Origin of the sequence: Sorangium sp. So ce124 (genome assembly GCF_051525235.1) — a bacterium.
GTDB lineage: Bacteria > Myxococcota_A > Polyangia > Polyangiales > Polyangiaceae > Sorangium > Sorangium atrum.
This window is the reverse complement of record NZ_CP150312.1, coordinates 11052764-11077382: the sequence shown is the minus strand read 5'-3', so window position 1 is coordinate 11077382 and position 24619 is coordinate 11052764. Positions and strand designations below refer to the sequence as shown.

13 protein-coding genes and 3 pseudogenes are annotated in these 24619 nt (G+C 68.1%); 3 read left to right on the top strand and 13 right to left on the bottom strand.

The window, feature by feature from the left end:
- Positions 1-253: 253 nt before the first annotated feature.
- Positions 254-595 carry a DUF2934 domain-containing protein gene (locus WMF19_RS41585; RefSeq protein ID WP_437324692.1) on the bottom strand — a complete coding sequence of 114 codons (342 nt, stop codon included), beginning with the start codon at positions 593-595 and terminating at the stop codon, positions 254-256.
- Between the two features lie 437 nt (positions 596-1032).
- On the opposite strand from WMF19_RS41585, the gene WMF19_RS41580 reads away from it, so the two are divergent.
- Complete coding sequence (locus tag WMF19_RS41580) at positions 1033-2067, top strand: sigma 54-interacting transcriptional regulator (RefSeq protein ID WP_437895438.1); 1035 nt, start codon at positions 1033-1035, stop codon at positions 2065-2067.
- 150 nt (positions 2068-2217) lie between these two features.
- Positions 2218-2898, top strand: a complete 681-nt coding sequence (locus tag WMF19_RS41575) for a glycoside hydrolase family 30 beta sandwich domain-containing protein (RefSeq protein ID WP_437895437.1) — start codon at positions 2218-2220, stop codon at positions 2896-2898.
- Positions 2899-2923: 25 nt separating this feature from the next.
- Here the strand turns inward: WMF19_RS41575 and WMF19_RS41570 are convergent, their stop codons facing one another.
- The 7 genes and pseudogenes from WMF19_RS41570 to WMF19_RS41540 form a co-directional block, all read right to left on the bottom strand.
- On the bottom strand, positions 2924-4123 hold the full coding sequence (locus WMF19_RS41570) for a poly(ethylene terephthalate) hydrolase family protein (protein ID WP_437895436.1): 1200 nt from the start codon (positions 4121-4123) through the stop codon (positions 2924-2926).
- 406 nt (positions 4124-4529) lie between these two features.
- A complete protein-coding gene (locus tag WMF19_RS41565; RefSeq protein WP_437895435.1) occupies positions 4530-5438 on the bottom strand; it encodes a transposase in 909 nt (302 codons plus the stop codon).
- Positions 5439-5596: 158 nt separating this feature from the next.
- Complete coding sequence (locus tag WMF19_RS41560; RefSeq protein WP_020740231.1) at positions 5597-5755, bottom strand: hypothetical protein; 159 nt, start codon at positions 5753-5755, stop codon at positions 5597-5599.
- A gap of 249 nt (positions 5756-6004) precedes the next feature.
- Positions 6005-6558: pseudogene (locus WMF19_RS41555) on the bottom strand (transposase); the annotation flags it as partial.
- Positions 6559-6917: 359 nt separating this feature from the next.
- Positions 6918-8407: pseudogene (ltrA, locus tag WMF19_RS41550) on the bottom strand (group II intron reverse transcriptase/maturase); the annotation flags it as partial.
- 884 nt (positions 8408-9291) lie between these two features.
- The gene (locus WMF19_RS41545; RefSeq protein WP_437895434.1) at positions 9292-11271 is read right to left on the bottom strand and encodes an RCC1 domain-containing protein; all 1980 of its coding nucleotides are present in this window, start codon (positions 11269-11271) and stop codon (positions 9292-9294) included.
- 530 nt (positions 11272-11801) lie between these two features.
- Positions 11802-12240 (bottom strand): annotated as a pseudogene (locus WMF19_RS41540) (helix-turn-helix domain-containing protein).
- 349 nt (positions 12241-12589) lie between these two features.
- On the opposite strand from WMF19_RS41540, the gene tnpA reads away from it, so the two are divergent.
- On the top strand, positions 12590-12991 hold the full coding sequence (tnpA, locus tag WMF19_RS41535) for an IS66 family insertion sequence element accessory protein TnpA (protein WP_437895433.1): 402 nt from the start codon (positions 12590-12592) through the stop codon (positions 12989-12991).
- Positions 12992-13101: 110 nt separating this feature from the next.
- Here the strand turns inward: tnpA and WMF19_RS41530 are convergent, their stop codons facing one another.
- The 5 genes from WMF19_RS41530 to WMF19_RS41510 all read right to left on the bottom strand — a co-directional run bounded on the left by WMF19_RS41530 (position 13102) and on the right by WMF19_RS41510 (position 24294).
- A complete protein-coding gene (locus tag WMF19_RS41530; RefSeq protein WP_437895432.1) occupies positions 13102-13227 on the bottom strand; it encodes a hypothetical protein in 126 nt (41 codons plus the stop codon).
- Positions 13228-13301: 74 nt separating this feature from the next.
- Complete coding sequence (locus WMF19_RS41525; protein ID WP_437895431.1) at positions 13302-14936, bottom strand: hypothetical protein; 1635 nt, start codon at positions 14934-14936, stop codon at positions 13302-13304.
- 279 nt (positions 14937-15215) lie between these two features.
- Complete coding sequence (locus WMF19_RS41520) at positions 15216-16946, bottom strand: sialidase family protein (protein ID WP_437895430.1); 1731 nt, start codon at positions 16944-16946, stop codon at positions 15216-15218.
- A gap of 757 nt (positions 16947-17703) precedes the next feature.
- Complete coding sequence (locus WMF19_RS41515) at positions 17704-18483, bottom strand: sialate O-acetylesterase (protein WP_437895429.1); 780 nt, start codon at positions 18481-18483, stop codon at positions 17704-17706.
- Positions 18484-19143: 660 nt separating this feature from the next.
- Positions 19144-24294: an AAA family ATPase gene (locus WMF19_RS41510; RefSeq protein ID WP_437895428.1), complete on the bottom strand. Its 5151-nt coding sequence runs from the start codon at positions 24292-24294 to the stop codon at positions 19144-19146.
- Between the last annotated feature and the right edge of the window lie 325 nt (positions 24295-24619).

Below are 24619 nucleotides of genomic sequence, written 5' to 3'. Positions count from 1 at the left end.
GCAGACCTCCGCGGTCCAGGCGGCCGGGCGCGCGTGGACCGCGAACCGTGGGCCCACCGCCCACGCGGAGCGCGAGGATACTCGTCCCGCGGCGCGGCTACGAGCCTCGAAGGCCCACGGGCGCCGCCGCCGGCCCGACGGGAGCCCCCCCTCGCCGGCCGAGGGCGCCGCCCACGCCCACGCGAGCGCGCCTGTCGCGCTCGCATGGGCACGCGCGGGGCCCCGCGCCGCCCGCGCCGCCGCGGCGGAGACGTCAGCTGGCGAGGCGCTCGAGCCGCGCGTCGACCTCGCGCTCGGCGTTCAGCCAGTCTTCAACGGGGTTGTTCCGGAAGCCGGCCCTCTCGGCATATCCATAGGCCACCTTGGCGATCAGGCCGTGGCGCTCCTCGCGCGACAGCCGCGGGCGCGGAGGCGCGGCCTTCGGGGCATCGACGCTCGCGCGCTCGGCGGCGAGCTTCACGGCCGCAGAGGGCCTCTCGGCGGCGGCGGGGGCAGAGACCGCGCTCTCGGGCTGCGCCGAGGCGACCGGGGCGGCGACCAGGCTCTGGGCCCGGGTGGTCTTCGTGCGGGCCGGGGTCTTGCGCTTCGAGCTCATCTCGTCGTCTCTCCTTTCGGGTACACGGGTCGACTAACCCAGGTCCGCGCGTACGCACAAATTTTGAGCACGTAGTTCCTCGGCGCCCGGCCGCCGCCGGTCGGGATCTCCCTTCCAAGAGACCCTGGTTCGCGGTAGAGTGGATGTCGCTGACCGGGTGAGATCATCCGGCATGTGTCAGCCATCATCCCTCGTTGTTCGTCGCCGCCTCGTGGCCGACGTTCATCCGCCATCGTTCATCTATCGTCCAGCCATCGTTCCCATCTTCGTTCACGGCGGCCCATCCCCGGTCGCCGCCTGCGCTGAGGACAGCTCGGTAATCCAGAAAACGGCAGGCGCGTCGCTCGCCGTCTGCCCATGAATCGAGGAGATGCGATGTGGAAGAAAGCGCGGCCCCTTCCCGGCGCACGGAACACCCCTGCTCGTCCGGCGGCGGGATGACGCGCGTCGTTTGGGTCGAGGACGACAGCGAGGTGCGGCTCATCGGCGCCTCGGAGCGCTGGGCGCGCGCGATGGAGCAGCTGCGCCGGCTGGCGGAGCACGAGCGCGCGCCGCTGCTCATCACGGGCGAGCCTGGCACGGGCAAAGAGCTCTGCGCGCGGCTCCTTCACGCGGCGAGCCCGCGCGCGGGCGGTCCCTTCGTCGCGCTGAGCGCGGCGCGGCTGCCGGCCGAGCGCCTCCGGGAGGAGCTCTTCGGCGTGGCGGCCGGGGCCGACGGGCGGCCCGCTGCGCGCCCCGGGCTGCTCGAGCTCGCGCGGGGGGGCACGCTGTTCCTCGACGAGATCGGCGCGCTCCCGCTCGAGCTCCAGCCGCGGCTCCTGGCCGTCCTCGACGGGGAGCCGCTCTGCCGGATCGGCGGCGGAGAGGCGCTGGTCGCGGACGTGCGGGTCATCGCCGCGACGAGCCAGGATCTCGCCGCGCGCGTCCTCGAGCGGTCGTTCCACGAGGCGCTCCACCGGCGCGTCGGCGGGCTCGCGCTCTCGCTCCCCCCGCTGCGCGAGCGCGACGGCGACGTGCGCAGGCTGGTCGAGCACTTCCTCCAGCGCCAGAGCGGCGCGACGGGGCTCGTGAGCGCCGGGCTCTCCCCGCGCGCGCTCGCGCAGCTCGAAGCGTATCCCTGGCCGGGGAACGTCCGCGAGCTCCGGAGCGTCGTCGAGCGCGCGTTCCTCCGGGCGCACGGCGCGCCGCTCGATCTGGAGCACCTGCCGCCGGAGATCGGCGCGGCGACGCGTCCCTCGGCGCCGCCGCGCTCGGGCCCGCCGGGCGCGCTGCGGCCGTCGCCGCCCGCGCGCGGCAGCGCGTCGCTCGGCGAGGCCGTGCGCCGCCACATCCTCGCGGTCTACGCGGCCCAGGGCGGCAACGTGACCCACACGGCGAGCGCGCTCGGGATCACGCGGGTCTCCCTCCGCCGGCACCTGCGCCAGTACCTCGCCGCGGACGCGCGCGACAAGGAGCCGCTGAGCGATCGCTAGGGCCGCGCGCCAGGAATCCCGCCAGAGACACCGGTCGATGACGAGCGGTCGCTGAAACAGTAGCGATTCTCATGGCTTCCGCCTGTTTCGCCGTCGAGGGCGGCTCTGGTGTGGCCCAACGGGGCGCCCTCGGCCGTCGCGTCGCCCGCGGTGAAGGGCTGCACTCCTACGCGCCTCGCGAACCGGCACGCGCTCGCTGCCGACCCGGACGCGTGGGCCGCCTTCGACATCCTCGGGACCCACCAATATGACACTCAGGTCGCCTACCCCTGGCCGGACGATGTCCCGCCTCGGGGCGACAAGGAAGTCTGGCAGACCGAGATGTCCGGCGTGAAGTGGTGGCCGGAACAGGGACCGAGCAACACCATCGAGAACGGCGTGGTCATCGCCCGTTGGGTGCACAGCGCGCTCGTGGTCGGCGAAGCCAACGCCTGGCTCTGGTGGTGGTACTCGGGCAACACCACGAACGAAGGCTTGATTCAGCAGTCAGGCAGCGTCACCACCAAGCGCTACTACACGTTCGGAAACTTCACCCGCTACATTCGCCCCGGCTACCACCGCGTCGCCGTCACCGGCGTCTTCCCGGAAAAGGTCCTCGTCAGCGCCTACACAAACGACAGCGGCAAAGTCGTCGTCGTCGCCATCAACGAGACAACCTCCGCCCAGACCGTTCCCCTCGCCTTCGCAGGCGGCACCGCGCCAAGCGCGATGGTCCCCTTCGTGACCGCCGCTTCGAAGAACTGGGCCGAAGGAACTCCCGTCACCGTAACGGACGCCACGCTCCCGATGGCCCTCGAAGCCATGAGCGTGACGACGTTCGTGAGTCAGTGAAGCCTAGCCAGATCGGCCCCGTCGCTCAGGGGACCTTCATCAGGGCGTTCTGCTCTGCTTGCGCGCGGCCATCGGTGCAGAACTTGCAGTTGTCGCCGTAGAAGAAGTTCCTGTTCGCTGTGTCATCCATCAGATGAACGCGGAACCAGGCCGCGGCCGACGACAGGGACACGCCATTTGCGCCCTGATAGACCCAGCTACCGTGATCCGCTTTGAGCTCGTTGAGGAAAAACGCGGGCTGATCGGTGACCGTCTTGAAGACATCGTGGACCCCGCTGCATTTCACCGTGGAGTCGTTCCCCCCGCAGAAGAACAACATGGGGGTGTGCACTCCCTTGAGGGCAGTGGTGCCGCAAATCGTGCCGAGGGCCGAGAAACGGGGATCGGAGGCCGTCTTGCAAGTCGACATGCCCCCATAGGAATGGCCAAGCTGGCCGATCTTCGTGGTGTCGAGGGCGTGATAGTACGGGCTGCTCGCATCCTCGGCTTGTTCCAAGATCCAATCGAGGCCCGCGGTCGTGGGAAGAGGATCGCCTTCGGCGGTCGCGGTGCTGAGAGAAGCCACCACGACGAAACCGTGGGACGCGAGATGGTTGACGATCGGTCCGTATTGTCCGCACCACTGATTGCTGCCGGAGTTGACGACGCATTTCGGCGGCTTCTGCTCCGGATTGTCCTTGTAGCCATTGGCCCAGATCAGGATCGGATGGCAGTGGCCGCTGGTTGCGATATTGCTCGGGCGGTACACGTTGAAGCGCTGTTGCTCGTCCCCATAGATCGGATCGGGAACGACGCCGGCGAGGGGGCCGACGTTCTTGTCTGCGGTGACCGAGAAGGGGCCCGTCTTGGTAGGATCGGCCGTGGGGAACGGGTCGCCGACGCAGCTACTGACCGAGCCGCCGCTACCGGTCGTGCCGCCGCTTCCGGCATCTCCTTGGCCGCCGCTGCCCGCTTGCCCGCCCGAAGCCGCGCCACCCGTGGCCCCACTCGAGCCGCCCGACCCCGAGCCGCCAGCCCCACCACTGGATGCGCCGCCGCTGGATGCGCCGCCGCTTTCGGCCGTTCCCCCAGAGCCCGTCGCACCACCGGAGGCCGTGCCCCCGCTGCCCGTCCCACCGCTGTCCGTGCCAACCGCGCCCCCGCTCGCGGCAGCGTCCCCATTCGATCCGTTACCACACGCCGCGGTGGAAACGCACACGCCCAAAGCCAGTAGCCAACGCCTCATGGTGACTCTGTCCTCGCCCAGCCGCTCAGCGTCGTCAAGCGCTTTGGCGGATAGGACAAGCAAACGCGTTCCGCAAAGTCAAGATTCTCGGAGCCGTTCCTGGCTCGTGCAGTCCGACTGTACGAGCTTATCGACAGAACGGGCCTTATGCGATCAGACAGGCCTTCCACTCGTGAAACGCCTGCGATTACCGCGACGTCGCACCAAGCGGAAGGCATCCTACCGTATAGCTGTACACTACTGGCACCAAGCGGAAGGCATCCTACCGTATAGCTGTACACTACTGAGCTCGTCCAAACGGCCGCCGTCGCGGTTCGCGGCGCGTCGTGATGGCCGGCGCACGCACCTCAGGGCAGACCTCCCCCCGGCCACGTCGTCGAGCAGCGTCCCTCCCCTTTCAGTTTCGTCACGCGGGGTCCGCCGGGTACCGCGCGCGGCACTCCAGCGGCTCGGCGAACAGACCGAGGTGGCTCAAGATCTTCCTCGCCGTCGCCTTGTCCGTGATCGCGGCCATGAGTCGCATCCGCCCGCTGCATCGCGGGCACGCGAGAACATCTACTGCGTAAGTCCGCCGCAAAAGCTTCGCCCATTCGACGCGAGGCGACGTCGCCAGAAGGAGCCCATCCAGCAGCCGATCAAGATGCCGGACCGAGATCCCCTCCGACACGAATCCAACATCAGCCCACGGCAGTACAGCGCCCAGCGCAGTCGACACCCGCTCGCGCTCGACCGCGCCATGCACCATCGTCAGCAGCGCCCCAACCGCCACGTCCCGAGCGCCTCGCTCCGACACTGCCGACGGCGCCGCCTCGCTTCGCTCGTCTCCTCTGCGCGACGGCGTCTCCATGCCTCTCGCCGGCCCCTTCGGCGCCTGCCTCGCCGGCAAGGGCGTGATCGTCGTCGTCTTCTTCTTGTCATCGCTGCCCGCGCTATCAGCTCCGGCGCGCTGCTCGCCCTTACGCGCCTTCCCCGTCGCCTTCGGCACCACGAGGCTGCGTTGCTTCGCATGCGGCGCGAGCACACCGTGGTAGCGCACCAGCGGATGGCGCGGCGGCGGCACCAGCGCGGCGAGCCTCGCGAAAAACACAATCGGCGTCATCACCCGATGCGTTCCTTTTCGCCGCGGGTATTTCACCTGATAGGCCACCCGACCGTCGCGGAGGATGCTGAGCCGCTCCAAAGCGAAGCAGGGACGCGCGCAATACCGGACGAGCCGCTCGGCGCGTAGGTAAAAGAAGCCGGATCGCAGCGCGAAGCAGTGTAGCGCGTAGGTAAAAGAAGCCGGATCGCAGCGCGAAGCAGTGTAGCGCAGCAAACCGAAAGGGTGGGACCGCGAGCGTCGTGATGGCTCGGTCCTGGGCCGAAAGAGCGTGGTCCGGGCGGCGCCGAGCGCGCTACGGGGCGCATCGACGTGCCGTGGGCCCACGTGTCCGTCCGGGCGTTGGTCTGGCCCGGGAGGCGCGTCGCGAGACGCTATGCGGCGTCACCGGGCGCCTTGCGGCGCAGAACGGTGCTCTTCCAGTACGGCGGCCCTCGGTTGGGAGAGCGAGCTGGGACGTCGGTCGGCTCGCCGAGCGCGGAGAGGAAGCGGGCGATGTTCCTTGGCTCGGTCACCATGGCGACGAGCTTCATCCGCCCCTTGCAAGCTGGGCACTCGAGGACATCGATCGCACATGTGCGGCGCAAGAGCTCGGCGCGGTTTGTCGACCGCCCGATAGCCGCCACGCTTGCGTTTCGGAGCGGCGTCATCGTCCGCCTTCGTAGGCTCTTGTGGCTTCGCAGGGCGCGGTCCGATGCGCTTGCGCGCCAACGTGGGCGACTTGCCGAGGCGAGCACGCCAGCGTACTTGACGGTGTGAAAGCGCGGCGGCGGGACGCTGGCCGCGAGGCGGCACAGGAGCGAGAGCGGATCCATGTCCACAAGGGCAGTCCCGTCGGCGAAGGCGCGCTTGAGCGAGAGCCGCACCAGGCCGTCCTGCTGCGGCTCGATGCGCTCCTTTGCGATCGGGGGTCGCAGCACGTAACGCAGCGGCGCCTCCCTCGCCGCGGCATGGTGCGCACCGGCGCGCGTCGCTGCGTGCAAGGTGAAGCCATCGAGCGCAGCGCACAGCGGCTTGTCGTACGCGAGCGCGCTCGGACAAGACGGCGAGAGCCCGCGGAGCCATTGCGGGGCGACGACGTATGGCGCGGCTCTCGTCCCGAGACGGCGGAGGCACAGAGCGCGGCCTCGGGCTCGTCGTCCTCCTCGACGTCGTGCTCGCTCTCGCGATGCCCGTGCCGCCGGAGGTAACGGAGCATCCGCCCGACGGCGGGCTCTATGACCTGACCGACCTCGCGCGTTCGCAGGTGACCGAGCTCGTTCCACACGAGCTCGGTGCCATCTTCGTGATAAGCCCCGTCGAGGAAGACCACGTGCAGATGCGGATTGAGCCGCATGTCGCCGGACGTGCGTTGCACGACGGTCACCGCGCCGCTCTTGACCGCGCCGCACGCGCCTCGGCGCGCGGCGCCACCGGCAGCCCGAGCAGCCGACCGATCGCTTCGTGAACGACCCGGGCAGCCACCTCATCCCCGAGGGCGACGGCGTGGCTCAGGGTGCTGGCGAGCGAGGCGATCACCGCAGCCCGACGTGACGCCTCGGTCACGGCGAGCTCCCCAAGCCCGGGGCTTGGCCCTTGGGCCCGGGTTGGGCCCATCCCTCCCGAGGCGGTGCGATCCGTCGATTGCGGTAGGGACGGCCCTTCACCTTGTGGGCTCGGGCCGCCCCCCGCGCGGATCCCAGCGAGCGGCACTACCGCACTGGGCTCTTGCCTCGGGTTCTGACGCGGAAGCGCTCGTCCGGCCAGGGATGCAGAATGCGTACAGGGGGGATCCAGCGCTGACCGAGTCGCTGCATTCGTGCCCAGGTGGTGCGGTCACGCTGACTTCGGCGGCGGAGCGCGCGATGCCAGTGACGGGTCACCTGGGTACGGAACCACTGCAACGATTGCCCGTTGGACGGAACGGCGTAATACAAGAAATGTCCTTGCACTACACTTCGCAGCCATTTCCCCTGCTCGGGGATGAGGAGATGTCGGCGCCGCTGCAACTCGGCCTTGACCTCGTGCAGCTTCTTCCGCATCCGCTCCCGCATGGTTCGCCGTACGACGAGAAATTTCCCCATCCAAGTCTTTCCGCAAATATGCGTGAAACCCAGGAAGTTGAAGCTCTCCGGCTTTCCCTGACCTTTCTCCTGTCGATTGGACGCCGCGAAGCGTCCAAATTCGAGGATGCGGGTCTTGTCGGGGTGTAACTCCAGCGCGAATTTCCGCAATCTCTCGCGTAGATCTTGCAGGAACCGCTCGGCGTCCGTGCGGTACTGGAATCCAACGACGAAGTCGTCCGCAAAACGCGTGATGATGACGCTCCCGCGCGCATGCCGATTCCTCCATTGCTGGACCCATAGGTCGAGTACATAGTGGAGATAGATGTTCGCCAGCAAGGGTGAAACCGTTGCTCCTTGCGGAGTGCCATCCTCCCCCCTCGTCCACTCCTCACCCTCTATCACTCCTGCGTTCAACCACTTCTGAAGGAGACGCAGCATCCTCTTGTCCGCGATTCGGTGCTCGAGGAATTTCACCATCCACCCGTGATCGATGGCATCGAAACAACCACGGATGTCGGCATCGAGCACCCAGCTCACCTTACATCGACGAATCCCGACGGCGAGAGCATCCAGCGCATGGTGCTGGTTGCGCCGCGGCCGAAATCCGTACGAGAAGCCGAGAAAATCCGCTTCGTAGATGGTATTCAGCACTTCGACGACGGCTCGCTGGACGATCTTGTCCTCCAACGAGGCTATGCCGAGCGGCCGCTGCCGCCCGTCTGCCTTCGGAATGTACACCCTCCGCGACGGTTTTGCTCGATACGCCCCACTGCGCAATCGAGCGTGCAGATCCAGGAGGTTGTCCTCCAGGTTGCCCGCGTATTGCTCCCACGTCACCCCGTCGACTCCGGGTGCCGCATTCCGTTGCAGGGCAATGAATGCGGCTCGTAGTCGGTCGATGGTGAGATGGTGGAAGAGCGCCGTGAACTTCGTTTTCCTGTCCCGTCTTGCGACTTCCCGTACGCGATCCAGCGCACTGGGCACGCTTGTCCGGCGCTGCGTCCGGGGCGTGTTTTGCTGGTTCGCGTTCCCCTTGGCCAGACCCCTTCCCTCCACGGCCTCCGCGTCCGGTTGCCCGGCCTTGTTCGGCAGCTTCGTCGGTACTATGGGCCTGTCTGACCTCCCCTGGCCGTTCATCATCGGCTCACGGCCTTGGCCTTTCCTTTGCGTCCCACCTCGCCATCGAGGGCGGGAGGCCAGGGGATCTCCCGGTTCTCGCACACGGAGAGTCCGCACATGCTCGGGGTCTTCGACCGCGCGGGGTCGCCCAGGAGCTCGCGCTGGCGCTCCTGGTCGTGTGGCCTTCCGCTTGCGTGAACAGCGTCGGCACCCCGATCGAGGGTATTTCGCGGCTCAGTGTCCCTGCCTGCGCGTACCCCTGCCAACGCTTCGCCGACCTCCTCACGGATGCCTGCGCATGACTCGGGGCCATCATGGCTCGCTACGCCTTTGATGTAGGTCTCTTGCATACCCATCTCCGTGCCGGTTTATCCCGGCGCACTCACGCCCTCCCCAAATCCCCGGGGATGCGACGGATCGCGACGGTTCGCCACCGCGGAACAGTCCCGCCAGAAACACCGGTCGATGAGGAGCGGTCGCCGAAGCAGTCGCGATTTTCGTAGTTTCCGCCTGCTTCGCCGCCGAGGGCGGCTCCGGTGTGGCCCAACGGGGCGCTCTGCGCCGCCGCGTCGCCCGCGGTGAAGGGCTCGCGGCATCACCGGTCCCACCGTACAGCAACCCATAGATGGGCCTTTTGCGGCACCTTGTGAGCCGACTTCTTGCTGCCATCCGGAGCCTGGAACCCCCTCCGGTGGCATCCGTATGCCCATCACCCGGGGCGCCACCCAGCGGGCGCACGCAGGGCGGACCAAGGGCGCGTAGCGGCGACCGGCAGGTGGCGCACCCTTGACGCGCCCGAGTACGCCCGCACCATCGCGTCCGTGGTGGGCGTGCAGCCGCGCAATGATGGCCATCATCCAAGCGGTCTTCATGGCCATCAATGAGCTGGCTCGGCAACACCGCGCTCACCAGTGAGGCCACACCTCCACCGGGACCCCGACGGACGATCCTACATCGTGGTAGCCGAGCTGCCCGCTGTCGTTGTCGCCCCAGGCCCAGCGGGTCCCGTCGGCGCGCAGCGCCAGCGCGTACATGTCGCCCGCGGCGATGGCGGTGATCTGGTCGAGGAGCACGGGCACCGGGGTGGGATGCGGCTGCGACCACGAATAGCCCGGGTTGCCGAGCTGCCCGCTGCCGTTGCTCCCCCAGGCCCGGGCGGTGCCGTCCGAGCGCAGCGCCAGCGAGTGCCCCATCCCCGCGGCGATCGCGGTCACCGCGTCGAGCCCCGCGACGGGCACCGGCACCGCGCTGTCGGCCGCCACACCCTGCCCGAGCTGGCCCTCGGACCCCTCGCCCCAGGCCCGCACGGTGCCGTCCGAGCGCAGCGCCAGCGAGTGCCAGGTCCCCGCGGCCACCGCGATCGCCCCGTCGAGCCCCGAGACCTGCACTGGGACCGCGCTGTCGGCCGACGCGCCGTCGCCGAGCTGCCCCTGCGATCCCTCGCCCCAGGCCCACACCGTGCCGTCGGCGAGCACGGCCAGCGCGTGGATGTCGCCCGCCGCGATGGCGACGACGTTGCTCAGGCCGGGCACGGGCGCCGGGGTCGCGCGCCAGCCGACGGTGCCGTCCCCGAGCTGGCCGGAGGAGCTATCGCCCCAGGTCCAGACCGTGCCGTCCGACCGCAGCGCCATCGAGTGATATCGCCCCGCCGCCACGTCGATCACCTGGTCGAGGCCGGGCACCACGACGAGATCGGGGATGGTCGTGGTGGTCCCGAGCTGGCCGCCGTAGTTGGTGCCCCAGGCCCGGACGGTGCCGTCCGCGAGCAGGGCCAGCGAGTGCCCGTAACCCGCGGCGACGTCGGTCACGCCGCTCAGCTCCTGGACGAAGAACGGATCTCCATAGACCCCGGCGTTCTGGTAGACGCTGACCTGGTAATCGCCGTTGTCGCCCCAGCCCCAGATCGTGCCGTCGGAGCGCACCGCGAGCGAGTGCGCGCTCCCCGCCGCCAGCGTCACCGGCGCGCAGGCGGGGTTCACCAGCCCGTCGCAGTTCTCGTCCTGGGGGCTCGCGCACCACTCCACCTCGTCGGGCACCCTCTGGCCGGTGCACCAGCCATAGCCCGTGCCCTGCGCGTTGCAGGTGCGCACGCCCGCGTGGCAGACGCCCACGCCCTCGGTCCCCGCGGGGCCCTGGTAGCACGGCACGGTCGACCCCGGGACGCAGACGCACCCCGCGCCCTCCTCGTTGGCCTGCCCGTCGCAATCGTCGTCCGCGGCGCTCGTGCACGTCTCGACCGAGGGCAGCACCTCGCCCGTGCAGGCCTCGTAGCCCGTCCCCAGCGCGTTGCAGGTCTGCGTGCCCGCGTGGCAGGCGCCCACGCCCTCGGTGCCAGCGGGGCCGCCATAACAAGGCTGCGCCGATCCCGGGACGCAGGCGCACCCCGCGTCCTCCTCGTTGACCTGCCCGTCGCAATCGTCGTCGGTGATCGTGCCGCACGCCTCGGCCGAGGGCAGGACCTCGCCGGTGCACGGGCCATAGCCCGAGCCCAGCGCGTCGCAGATCGTGAAGCCCGCCGCGCAGGCGCCCACGCCCTGGGTGCCGGCCGGGCCGGTGTAGCAAGGCGCCAGGGCGTCGGGCTGGCAGAACGTGCTGGGCTCTCCCCCGCCATGCCCGCCGGCCCCATCGCCGCCCTGCCCCCCCGCGCCGCCCTGCCCCCCCGCGCCGCCCTGCCCGCCGTCGCCGCCCTGCCCGCCGTCGCCGCCCTGCCCCGCACCCCCGGCGCCGTCGCCGCCCTGGCCCTCGCCGCCGTGACCGCCGCTGCTCGTCGTGGTGCTGGAGCCCGTGGGCCCCGGCTTCGGCTCCTCGGCGCTGTTCTCGCAACCCGCGCTGGCCGCGGCCAGCCAGGTGCCGAGCATCACCGCCGGGATCTTCAACGTTCGCATGAATTTCCGCTCTCCGTTCAGGTGGGCGCGGACAGAGCAAGATGGGAGCCAGCGCTCGAGGCTTCCTGGACAGGCGTGAGATCCCGGGGAAAATGCCCGGCAAGCAAGGTGTTGCTTGCGCCGAGTCTGCTCAACTTGAGCAGACTCGGACCAATCCGCCATCTCCCCGAGGAGGTGCAACCATCCCTCCGAGGAGGTGCGGCTATCTCCCCGAGGAAGTGCAGCCATCTCCCCGAGGAGGTCCGGCCATCTCTCCGAGGAGGTCCGGCCATCTCTCCGAGGAGGTCCGGCCATCTCTCCACCTCCTTGTACGAGCGGAGCCCTGGTAACACTTCTGACCGGGAGCCGCGGTGACACTTCCTTGAGCCACTGGCCCCTGCTCCGGGAGGACTCGAAACAGGAGCCGGATCCTCGTCGACGCGATACGCTCGCCGCGCTTTCTCGGACCGCCAGGATCTATACACAAAACGCTCACCACGGTCTCGGTCTACACGAGCCTGTCGTCACGATCCGGCGTGCGCGCTCGCAGGTCAGCGCATCTTCGAGAGCTGCAGCTCCTTGTTCTTCAGGGTGACCTGCGCGAGCAGAACAGGACCGTAGTACAGCTCCCAGACGTCGTCCGCGATCGGAAGCAGCCCCACCGGCTCATTGGCGATCAGCTTGGAGACGAACGTGTGCGCGCCCCCGAGGTTCACCTTTCGCGTGTGGTCGAGGCGTCGAATGGTCATCGTGTCCGGGTACTCCGGCGACGAGGGCGTGCTCGGCAGCATGCGGGAACGTGTGCGCCACAGGCCGCCGCTCCTCCAGGCCGCGAGGTCCGGCTTGCTCGTAGCGCTCCACCCACTTGTACCCCGTCTTCCGGCTGATGCCGAACCGCCGGCACAGCTCCGCGAACGTCTCGTCCGACTCGTTGACCTGCGCGATGAACTGAAGCCTCTCGTCCACTGAACATGTCTCTTTCCAGGGCACCGGCGCTCCTCCGTCGCCGGTCCTCTACGACATGTGTCACCTAAGCTCCCGGTCCGTCCAGGTGCTACCCAGGCTGCCGGTCAAAACCGTTACCCAGGCCACCGGTCCGTACCAAAATCCCCGGGGAAGCGACGGATCGCGACGGTTCAGCGCCGCGGAACAGTCCCGCCAGAGAAACCGGTCGATAGCGACCGGCAGCATCCGCCGGTTGGGCCGCTTGGATGAGAAAAGCGTATCTGCGATTGAACGACGCATGCGATGCTGGCGCCGTAGGATGTCGCGATTGGTGGTATCCGTTCGTGTAACCACGTCGTGACGAGCGCTGAGCCAGGGGCGCAGAGTGCCGGGCATGGCAGAAGAGCACTCTCGGGTCCCTCGGGAGGAGTGGCGGAAACGTGTCGAGCGGTGGCGTGACAGCGGGCTGACGGCGGCCGAATTCGCCGGCGAGCTCGGCATCAACCCGCGCACGCTGATGTACTGGAAGTGGCTGCTGGCGCGCGACGACAAGGCCTCTACGCCTGCGCTCGAGCGCAGACAGTCGCCGAAGCAGGCGCGCGTCGAAGCAGGCCCAGCTGGCTGCCGCGGTGCCGGTGGCTGGGGATCGCGCCGGCTTGATCGAGATCCGGTCCGCGCCAGCGGACGCGCGGTTCGGCTCGCGAGCTGGGCGCGATGGGGCTCCTCTGAGTCAGCGCGCGCGCCGGTAGTGCAAAGATGTGCAGCTGCAGGGATTCCTGAGTCCCCCCTACACTAGGTGGGACGTTTTCGGTAGCGGCCCAGGGGACAAGTCGGCTCACGTTCGAGGAGACTTGGGTCTCCTGCGTCGCCAAGGTTGATGTGAGCTTGTCTACCATCAGCGCAACGTCAAACCGGGTGCCTGCAGCTGCAGTGCCAGCGCGTAGGTAAATGCAGCTCTTCGCGGGTGGCCACCTCGACGTCGAACCCTGCGCCCACCACGCAGACGTCGGCTTCGATATTCGTCGCATTCATCGCGCGAACATACAGGAAGCGCGCAGCTTTGTCCTGGCCCCCCCGCCTGCGCGCTCCGAGGATGAGGCGCAGGATCAGCCGCCGCCCCGCCCGACCACCACGATGGTGTTGTTGATTCCGCTGTCGACGACGTCGGAGGCGTTGTGGACTTTCGCCGTGCAGGACCGCGAGCCAGGGCCCAGCAAGATGGGCTGCCCGCTGAAGTTGGCGAAGTTGTTCAGCGTCAGCAGGTCGTTCGTGCAGGGCAGCGGCGTGCCCACGAGGATGTTCGGCGCGCCCACGCTGATGCCCAGCGGAGCGCTGCCCGACAGCACGTTGTGGTCGGCCACCAGGCCGTTGCCCATCAGGTGCTCGATGAGGCTGCTGCCAAAGCCCGGCGCCGCATCGATATGGTTGAAGCGCACCGAAGGCTGGAGGTACGAAGGCGCCCCGTCGAGCTCGCTGAGGTCCGCGATGAACAGGGACGACGCGTTGAAGGGCCCTGTCGCCACCGCCTCGATCTCGTTGTGGGCGAAGCTCACCGTCGAGGGCTCCTTGGGCCAGCGGCTCGTCTCGGTGAGGCTCTGGCCCGCGAGCACGCCCACGGCGTGCCCGTTCGAGTCGAAGAAGCGGTTGTGCTCCACCGTCAGCGGCGCGTTCGACGGGCTCAGCAGCAGCGTCCCGAAGGCAATCAGAAAGGGATCCGTCGCCACGCCGTGCCCCGAATCGTCGAAGACGTTGTTCTCGATATCGGCGAACGCCTGTGGGTAGACGTCCTGCGGCGGGGACGGGAAGCGGAAGGCGCTTTGGGCCTCGAAAGCCTCCAGGCTGGCGGGCGGCGACAGGAACGTCTCCACGGCCACCGAGTGAAGCTGAGTATGCTCGAGAACACAGTTCTTCACCGTCACGAGCCCGTTCACCGGAAGGTGGTCGAACTCATTCCAGCCACCGTTGGCGGTGTCGGGCTCGACCGGCAGCCACTGTTCTCCGCCGATGAACACCAGGCCCTCCATCAGATTGCTGCCCAACGTCGGGCTCAGAATCTGGCCGTACACGCCCACGTTTTTGATCGACACGTCGTAATGCTCCACCTTGAAGTCCTTCGTCGGGTCGTAGTTGCCCTTGGATCCGGTCACCAGCACGGCCGCCCACACCGGCCTGACCTCGGTGCCGTAGTAAGTCAACGTGGGCCCCTCGCCCTCGACGGTGAACGACAGATTGCGCAGCGTGAGGTTCGTGCTGGTCAGCTGCCAGGGCGTCTTGCGCGAAGGCGGCTTGTTGAAGACCGCCAGGATCGGCGGAAAGCCCGGTGCGAACAGCCGTTCACGATACGCTTCATTCAGCAGGGGGAACACGTACGTGCCGTTCGCGGCGCGGCCGCGCGCCACCAGCACGGTCTCGTTCATGCCGGCGCCACGCACCTCCGCGTCCAGGCCCTCGGCCGCCAGCGTCTCGCTCACGTGGAACGTGCCGGCGCCGAGCGCGATGCGGCCGCCGCGCGCCACGTTGTTCAGCGCCCATTGCAGGTTCCTCGTGTCGGTCGCCATGGCCTGAAAATCGTCTTGCAGCCCCACCGGCGTCACCCGGATGACCCTGCCGTTCCCCACCACCTTCACGTGGTCGGGATCGGGAGGCACGGGTTTCGGCATGGCATGCGTCGTGGCAGCGGTGAGCAGCACGAAGAGCGCCGCGCCGACGGCCTTGGGGGTACCTTCGTTGACTCTCGTCATTCTTCTCCTCCGCGGTGCTTTGCCGGATACTCCCGGCTGCGGACGGGCCAAACGATGCCACTCGGCGGCGGCTGCGCCACGCCACCTTCGCCGTACTTGCGGGTCGTTCGCCTCCTGCTCCGGGTGCATTCGGAGCCTGACGGGACGTCGGGATCGTCAATTCAACGCGAAATGGCTCCGTGGCACGAAAGCTCCATGTGCTCGGCGTGACGGGCAAGCACGGCTCAGGCAACGCTCCGCTCGTACCCGAACGATGGGTGCTGCCAACCCATCTCTTGGTTACGGCGTCGGATCAGCGAAGGATCCTCCGAAGATATCCGAGTTGCCGAAAGTGGGCGGGCAGTCGGTGTTGGGCCTCGGCGTGGGAACCGGGCCTCCGGTGCGCAGCGACTGACGGAAGGCGTCTATCGCGGGGCAGTCTGCGGCGTTACGCACGTCGTTCCAGACAGCGACGCCGAAGTCCCTCGTCGCCGCCGCGTACACGTAGTCGCCCAGAAACTCGGCCACAAGGTCGTTCTGGCTGGAGCCGCGGGGATCGCCTGGATCACCGCGATGCAACTCAGAAAGCCCTGTCGGCGCGCCTCCCACTCCGATGTCGGCGTGGAGCACCACGCCTACGAGGCTCCGCGGATCTGTCGTGTTGTTACGGAACGGGGTGCGGAACGCGTTGTAGACGATATAGAGATCTGTTCCATCGGGAGAGAGGGCAGGTGCAGTATAGTACCCGCGGTCGCCGGGGCTTTGGATCGTCGTCGGACCGGACCAGGTCGCCCCACCATCGGTCGAGTGGCTGAGCATGACACGCTCATTGTTCAAGCCATCTCGGCCGTCGACCCACGTGTCCACGATCTCGTCTGTGGCGTCGCCCCCAGTCGGAGCACCGTTCGCGATATCGACATTGGGAGCGCCAGCGAGATCATTGCGTGCGCCTGCGATGCCATCCATGACGCAGCGGCCGATCACCGGATCGATAAAGAAGCACGGATCGGTGATACGAAAGAGCTCCCGTGGCCGTGTGAAGCTTCTCCCGCCGTCGAACGACTGGACCAGCATGTGCGCGCCGTGCGGAGGCAAGAATCGGAAGGGTGACTGGAGCTGCTCGTAGAATACATAAACCACGCCGATGCTATCGGTGCGGATGGTGCAGCCGGACTGCCCCCACATCGTCGGCGGGACGTTGTGCGCAGGGGTCACTTGCTTCTGCTCCCAGGTATCGCCGCCATCGGTCGAGCGTATCACTGTCAGCGGCGCCGCCGCGCCCTGTTGACCTCGGAACTGGGCAAAGCAGACGTAGACGTTGCCGAAGAACGGACTGCTCTCGGCATTGTCGGCCCAGATCTGCTCCTTGTCGGCGAACGTCGTTGAGCTCTGACGCTGCGAAGCGATGACAGGAGGCAGCCAGTTGTTCTGGTCGGCTACTATCTCGGGAGTAAGCTCCGGGTCTCCGTCGATGCGGGACACGGCGACGGCTTCGAAGCCCCTGAACGCCTGCTCGCCGCGCTCGGCACTGAAGTTGGCGGTCAGATTGGCATAGTACAGACGCGAGCCATTGTCCCACGAGAATCCGTCCGGACCTGGGCGAGGACCAAAGGCGACCGCCGGATCGCCGTCGGAGACCAGCCCGTTCTCGAAGTACTTGGGCAGCGTTCCGATTGGCCCGACATGCGGTGTACATTCCTCGGGTCCAAGACAATCTCTGGCCGTCCAGCCGGTGTAGGTCGGCTGCGTCCAGGTCTGGCCACGGTCGAAGGAGAAATAGACCCCGGAGGAGCCGACCCCCTGGGTGAACGGGCAGGTCGTCGGATCGCCGGCGTCGCACGCCTCCATATCGATATTGTCGTTCGCCCCGGCCGCAACCACGTTCGGATGGTTGGCATCCACCGCGACTGTCGGTTCATTCTGCTTGTTCTGCGAAAAAGGCGAGGCCGGGCTGCCGACAGAGACGAGCGTATCACCCCCTTGCGCGAACGCGGGGGCCGCCAATCCCAGCGTCAGATGCGCGTAGAGCACCACTCCAAGATGGCGGGCTATGCATGGGTGTCGCATGACCGATCCTTTCTCTTTATGAATCGACCGTCGACGTGGACGCGAAGTCGCGTCCGCGACAAGGCGCGCTGAGAAATCCCGCCTCGACGCACCGCTATCGTGGGGTGCGGGACCCAAGAGCCGCAGATGTAAGGCGCTGCTATAGCGTACGACAATTCAGCGTCAACTTTTTACGCAGAGTCGCCAAATTCACTTCTCGCGCGCATTCCTACTTTGGACAAGGCACGTCCGCGGCGTTGGCGCGAGCCTTTGAACCGGAGGCACCGCTCTGTCGTCCCGGCTGGGGAAGCGAGCACGCCCTCGTCACCGTCGCGGCCGTTGGAAGAGGAGCTGGGACGATCAGCGCCCGCCCACTGCGCATTCGCGCTCTCTGGCGGTGCCGACAGTGAGGCAGTCCCGGGCGTGGAGCTGCGTACGTTCGCCCCGATATCGCCGACTCAGGGGACACCGCACGACCTCCGGCACCCGTCCGTCCGAGCCAATATGAACAGGTCTAGGGAGGCGCACGAAACCCGGCGACGGATCGGTCACGGCGAGCGCCCCAGGCCCTGGGCTTGACAATTGGGCCCGGGTTGGGCCCACGCCTTCCGAGAGGCTGCGATCCGTCGTCACGTCCTCCCCAAATCCCCGGGATGCGACCGATCGCGACGGTTCGCCACCGCGGAACAGTCCCGCCAGGAGCCGTACCTGAACGCTCCACCGCGCGGCGCGCAGGGAGCGCTCAGAGACCGAGGGCGCCGATCATCTTCTCGGCGTAGCGCTTGCCCAGGGTGACCTGCGCGTCGTGGCCGAAGTGGAGGTTCCAGGTGTCGGCAGGATCGATGGCGAGCCCCTCCGCCGAAACGGCGTAGGCCTTGGGGATCAGCCCCGGGAGCTGGTTTACGAGCGAGTTGTGTTTTGCGCACGACCCCGAATGCAGGAGCTCTCCTGCAAGGAACGGCACGTCACCGATACCGAGATCGGCGCGCAAGTCCGAGACGAGCGTCTTCACCTTGCCGGGCCACGCGGGGTCGCCGCAGTTCGATTCGCCTTGATGGAACAGGATCCCCTCGATCACGCCGCCGATCTCCTGCGCCGCCTTCGCGCGCGACAGGATCCAACTGTACTTGCTCCCCCCCGCCTTCATGAACGTCTCCACCTTCTCCCCGCTGATGGCGGACGGGACGAGGCCGACGGTGTCCTGGGCGGGGTAATGCTCGAGGATCGTCCTGGAGAAGTAGTCGCCGGGCCCGATCGCGCCGTTCCAGCATTCGTGGAGCGGCGGGGCAGCGACGTCCCACGCGCCTTCGACGCGCCCGGTCGCGGCGCAGGCATCGAAGCCGAGGACCTTGATGCGGGGATTCTCGGTCTTGTCTGCGGCCAAGGCCTTCGGGTACCCGGCCATGTTCGATTGCCCGAGGAGGAGGAAGACATGAAACACGGGCTCGGCCGAGCCTCCGCCGCTGCTCCCGCCGACGCCCGGCTCATCCGCGCCGCCTGCCCCCGACGCCCCTCCACCCACCCCACCTGTGCTCGGCCCCGCGGCCTCTCCGCCCACCCCGGCTGTACTCTGCGCGCTCCCATCTGCGGGCCCTCCGCCAGCGAGAGCCCCTGTAGACGCCGAGGACACGACGCTGGAAGGCGCGCCGCCTGCCCCGCCTGCCTCGCCGGTGCCTGCGGATCCGGGCTCTTCGACCGGGGCATCTGCTTCACTGCAGGCAAGGAGCCCGATGAGCGAGAACGCGATGCGCGAAGGCGTGAGCCCGAGAGACCATCGAAATATGCTTTTCATGATGACTTCTCCGACAGCTGCCGCTTGCCCATGACGAGTCGAGCTCTCGCGCCCGGCGGGAGTAGGGCGCGACCGATGCCTCCACGCCGTTGCTCGCGAAAGGAGTCGGCGCTGAGCTCGATCCCGATCCCCAGGACGAAGGGCCCGGTGCGCATGACGCTATCCAGGGCAAAGCGGAAGGATGCCCAGACAAATGTGAACGCTCACATCAGCGGTGTCAACCCGAATCAGCCGGCCGGTGGCCCGCCGCCCGCCTCGACATCACATCGTTATGGCGTCTTATGGCGTCCTGGCGGTTCAAAAGACCCCACCTTCGGCCAAAGTACTCCATCCCCTCGGCTCCGCGCTGCAAGGCCCAGTTGGCACCAGGCGGCCCGCGCGCCCCTCTCCTCAGGACGGCTGCGCGAGGCCGAGCTCTCCCTCCGGCTCGACGGGCAGCTCGACGATGAACGTGGTCCCTGAGCCCAGCTGACTGCGCAGATCCACGCGCCCTCCATGCGCTCGCACGATCTCCCGGACAAGGTACAGCCCGAGGCCGAGGCTCTGCGCTTGATGAAGCCCCGTCGCGCGCTCGAACGCCTCGAACACGCGCCGCTGGTCGGCCTCGGAGATCCCGATGCCCTGATCCGAGACCGAGAGGCGAGCGACGGCCCCGTCCCCGTCGGCGACGATCCGGACCGGCTTGCCGGCGCCGTACTTCATGGCGTTCGTGAGCAGGTTCGTCGCGACCTGCTCGAGCCGCAGCCGATCCCACCGGCCCACGACGGCGCGCTCCGCTCGCACGTGGAGCGCACATCCAGCCAGCTCGGCCTGCTCGCTCAGCCGGCCGACGACGTCCCGCACGAGCGCCGTCAGGTCCATTGGCTCACGCGTCAGGGCGAGCCGCCCCTTCTGGACGCGTGAGAGGTCGAGCAGGCTGTCGATCAGCAGGTTGAGCCGGCCGAGCTGGCGCTTGAACGACGTGAGGGACGACGACAGCCAGGACGCGGAGACCGCCTCTTGCTGCTTGATCGATCGCGCGAGCGTGTCGAGCTTCAGGTGGAGGCCAGTCAGCGGCGTCTTCAGCTCGTGGGCGAGGAACGCCGTGCGCCGCTCCGCGGCCTCCGCCGCCGCCCGCGCCTCTCGCTCCCTGGCGAGCAGGAGCGCATTCTCGAGGGAGATGGCCGCCTGCGTGGCGAGCAGCTCGAGGGCGAGGAGCCGCTCGGGCGTGAACGCGTGCGTCGTGAGGTTGTTCTCGAGGTAGAGCAGACCGAGCACCTCGGCCTGCCGCAAGATGGGGACGCAGAGGACCGACCTCGGATTGTGCCGGACGATGTACTCGTCCCCCGAGAACCTGCCCGCCTTCGCGGCGGCGTCATCGAGGAGCACACGCTCCTTGGTGAGCCGCACGTAGTGGAGGAGCGAGGCAGGGAGGAGCGGAGAGGACGACACCGGCGACGACTGGAGAACCCTGGTCACGGTCCCCTGTCGCTCCTCGATCGCGGCTTCCGCCTCGATCGTCAGATCGCCGTCCCGCACGAGGATGAGGCAGCCCTTCTGGGCGCCTCCCTGCTCGAGGACGGACTCGAGCAGGGTCCGCAGGAGCTTCTCGAAGAGGATCTCGCCCGAGATCGTCTGCGACGCCTTGACGACCGCGAGCACGTCGAGCAGCTCCGTGCGGGCCGCGAAGGTGGCGGTCGGCTCGAGCGGCCGCCGCTCGAGGAGCTGCGGATAGCGCTGCTCGAGCTGCTTCACCTTGCCGTCGGCCCCCCAGCGCACGTAGCACGAGCGGGCTTCACGCAGGTACGTATCGGAGAAGCGCTCGAACCCTCGCGCTCGATAGAACCGAGACGCGAGCTCGTAGGCGAGCGCCTCGACGTGGACGAAGCCGCTCTCGCGCGCCGAGCGGATGGCCTCTTCGTAGAGGCGCATCGCGTCGAGGTCCCGGCCCTCGATGCGCGCGACCTCGGCGGACACCAGGGCGTAGCGGCTCTGGAAGTTCTCGGGGCAGCCCGCGGCCCAGCGCCTCAGCTTCTGGAGCGGCTTCTCGAGCGTCTGAGCGAATCGCCGCCGCTGCTCGGCCGGCGCCTGCGCGTGGAGCGCCGTCACCGTGAGCGCGTGGTAGAAGTGGTGCGTCACTTCCATGGCGAGAGACGCCGCCTGCCCCTGCATCAGCGCGGCGGCGGCCGCGGACTCCAGCGCTTCGGCGTGACGCTCGTGCGTGAACGCGGCGATCTGCTTCATGATATGATATATAGCGATTCCAAGGCCGAAGCCGGCCTTCTGGCAGATCGCGACCGAGCTCGCCTCGTCGAAGGCGCCGCTGTCGAAGCTCGTCGGCGCCCGCGTCGCTCCCTTCAGGCTCGCCGCGAGCTGCTCTTCGAGCCGGACCACGTGGTACACCACATCGTTGTGGGTCTGCCGGGCGAAGGCGGCGTATCTCCGCGCGACCTCGATCACGCGGTCGAGCGGGTCGCCGTTCTCCAGGACGAGCCACACCATGTTGTACGTCAAATAGCCGGCAAAGATGAAGTCTCCGACGTCGAGGCAATCGAGGAATGCCTTGTCCATGAGCGGGATGCTCGTCGCGTAGTGCCTGTACCAGATGCTGATGACGCCCGCGTGGTGGAAGAGCAGCCTCCCCTTCAGCATGGCCGTGACGCTCTTGAATTTCTCGTTCAGCCTGAGCGCCATCTCGGAGAACTGGAACGCGCCCGGGACGTCCCCGAGGATGGACACCATGACCGCGGCGTAGCAGCTATAAACGAAAGAGGACTCCTCGGCGGGTCCGTGCTGCAGGGACGCGTTCACCCCCTTGGCGGTGAGCAGCGGCCAGAGCGCCGGTCGCACGGAGAACACGAGGGGGGCCGATTCGGCGACAAGGCTGATGAACGCCCGCACGTCCTCGTCGGTCGCCACGGGCGCATCGACGAGATCGGCGATGCGGCGGCCGCGCAAGGCGATCGGGACCTGCCGGATCTCGGCCTCCACGGCGGCCTGGATCTCCTCGTCGGTCTCCGGCAGCGTCGCCCCGTAGAGCCGCAGGGCCTCGATCATGACCGTCATGGCGTCGCGGTGTCGCCCGGCGATCTGGTAGAGCCGCATGCGCAGCCGGTGGGCCCTGGCGCGGTCGGGCCTGGAGCGGGCGTTCTGGAGGATCAGATCGAACAGCCCGTCGGCCGGCTGGAAGTTGCCGGTGATGGACTCGCATTCGGCGAGCTCCAGGTAGAGCATCAGCGTGTCCTCGTACCGCGCGCTCCAGGCGTCCGGCGGCAAGAGAGACGTCGCCTGCGCCAGGTAGCTGCGCGCCGAGGCGTAGGCGACCGAGGCCTTCGCCTTGATCCCTGCCAGGAGGTTGAGCCGGCAGAGCGCCTCCTTCTCGCGTGGATCGGTGATGAGGTGAGCGCCGTGATTGAGCTGGGTCGCGACGTCGAACGCCCGCTCCTCGACCGCCCCGCCTGGCAGACGAGACGCGAGGCGTCGGCCGATCTCGAGGTGCACCGCGGCCCGCCGAGCCTCCGGGATGAGCGAGTAGGCTGCCTCCTGGACGCGGTCGTGCAGGAACTTGTAGGTGCCTTCGTGGCAGAGGACGAGCCCCGCGAGGATGGCCTGCCAGACATCCTCGTGCAGCGCCTCCTCCGAGCGGTCGCACGCTATCGTCAAGACGCCGACGTCCGCGGCGCTCCCGAGACAGGCGAGCTGCTTCAGCGCCTCCTGGGTGCCCGCGGGGAGCCGCGCGAGCTTGTCGACCATCAGGTCGACCACGTTGTCGGTGAAGCCTTTGGCGCGGATCTTCGCCATGTCCCACCGGAAGGCGCCCGCGATCGGGTCGAGCTCGATCAGCCGCTCTTCGTGGAGGGCGAGGAGAAACTGGATCGCAAAGAAGGGGTTGCCGGCCGTCTTCTCGTGGACCAACGCCGAGAGCGGCGCGGCGTCCTCGGGGCGGCACTGGAGCATATCGCTGACGAGCATGGACAGGTGCTCGCGGGAGAGCGGGCCGAGCACGATAACCCGGACGCGCGCGCCCTCCCTCCTCACCTCGCCCAGCGCCGTCATGAGCGGGTGCGAGGGGGTCACCTCGTTGTCGCGATACGCGCCGACGACGAGGAGGTGCCCCGTGTCGAGGTGCGTCACCAGATCCTGCAAGAGCGAGAGGCTCGCCGAGTCGGCCCACTGGAGATCGTCGAGGAAGAGCACGAGGGGGTGCTCCTTCCGGGCGAACACCCCGATGAAGTGCCGGAAGACGATGCGGAACCGGTTCTGCGCCTCGACCGGCGGCAGCTCGGGAGCCGGCGGTTGCGGGCCGATGACCAGCTCGAGCTGCGGGATCAAGTCGACGATGAGCTGCCCGTTGACCGTGAGGACCTCGAGCAACCGCTGCTTCCATGCGGCGATCCGCGCGCTGTCGGCGAGGAGCTCGAGCACGATCTCCTGAACGGCCTGCACGATGGTGGAGTAAGGGATCTCGCGCTTGTGCTGATCGAATTTTCCCGAGGCGGAGAACCCCCGCTCGCGGGCGACGGCCCTGTCCAGCTCGTGGACCAGCGTCGATTTGCCGATGCCGGAGTAGCCCGAGAGGAGCACGAGCTCGGGAGATCCGGTGTCGATCACGCCCTCGAAGGCGCGCAGCAGCGCCGCGATCGCCTCGTCGCGCCCATAGAGCTTCTGCGGGATCCGCAGGCGGCCCGACGCGTCCTGCTCGCCCAGCGGGAAGGGCGCGACGCTCCCACCGCGGCGCCATGAGTCGAAGCACCGTTTCAGGTCATGGCCAAGGCCGCGGGCCGTCTGGTAGCGCTCCTCGGGCATCTTCGCGAGGAGCTTGATCACGATGTGCTCGATCGCCTCGGGCACTTCGGAGACCACCTCGGACGGGGCCGCGAACGCGCGGGCGACGTGACAATGGATCCATTCCAGCGGGTCGCGGGCGTCGAACGGGAGCTTCCCCGTGAGCATCTGGTAGAACGTGACGCCCAGGGAATACAGATCGGTGCGGCTGTCGATCCCACGGTTCATCCGCCCTGTCTGCTCGGGCGACATGTAAGGCAGGGACCCCTCGATGAGGCGTGCTGGCCCCAAGGCGTGCTGTTCGCCGGAGAGCCGTGAGGCGAGCGCGAGATCGGCGATCTTCACCTCGCCCGTCGCGGGAATGACCAGGATATTTGCGGGCTTGAGGTCTCTGTGAACGACGCCTCGCTGATGGATGTCGGAGACGGCCTCCGCGATGCGGACGGCGAGCGCGAGGAACCTGCCGATCGCCATCGGCGCGCCGAGCCGTCGATCCAGCGGCTCGGCGCCGGAGTCTTCCATGACGAGGGCGAGCGCCCCATCGTACATCTCCAGGGCGAGGGGCCTGACGACGGCTCCCACGTCGAGCATCTTGCCCGTCTCGTACTCCCTCTTGAGCCGGGCGAGGTCCTGCGGCCGGCAGCTCCTCGGGTCGAGCACCTTGAGGACCACCGGATGGCCGTCGGCGTTTCGAACAGCACGGTACACGGCGGTACCGCGGCCCTCGTGAATGGTCTCGCGAATCGTGTAGGGAAAGGGAGGGGACGGGCTCGTCATTCAGGCGCTGGGCGAGGCAGCCTCGGCAGTGGCAGCAGGAGCCCCCTCCCCGGCAAGGTATACCATTCCCCGCCCCCGCATCATGGCCAGCGTTGCGGGCGATCCTGCACGAATTCGCATCAGCCGACGGGCTCGGCGGCGTGCGCGCCCGAGGCGTCGTCGCCAGGCTGCCTCGGCCGAGAGCCGCTACGTTCAACGCGCCTCGGGCGATCGAGGACGGCACGCTCGACGCGCTGGGCGTGCGGGCTATCTGGCGCATGTCGTTCCAGGAGAACCCTGCCGGCGCCTACCTGACGAGCGACGGAGTCCGCCAGGTCACCGGAGT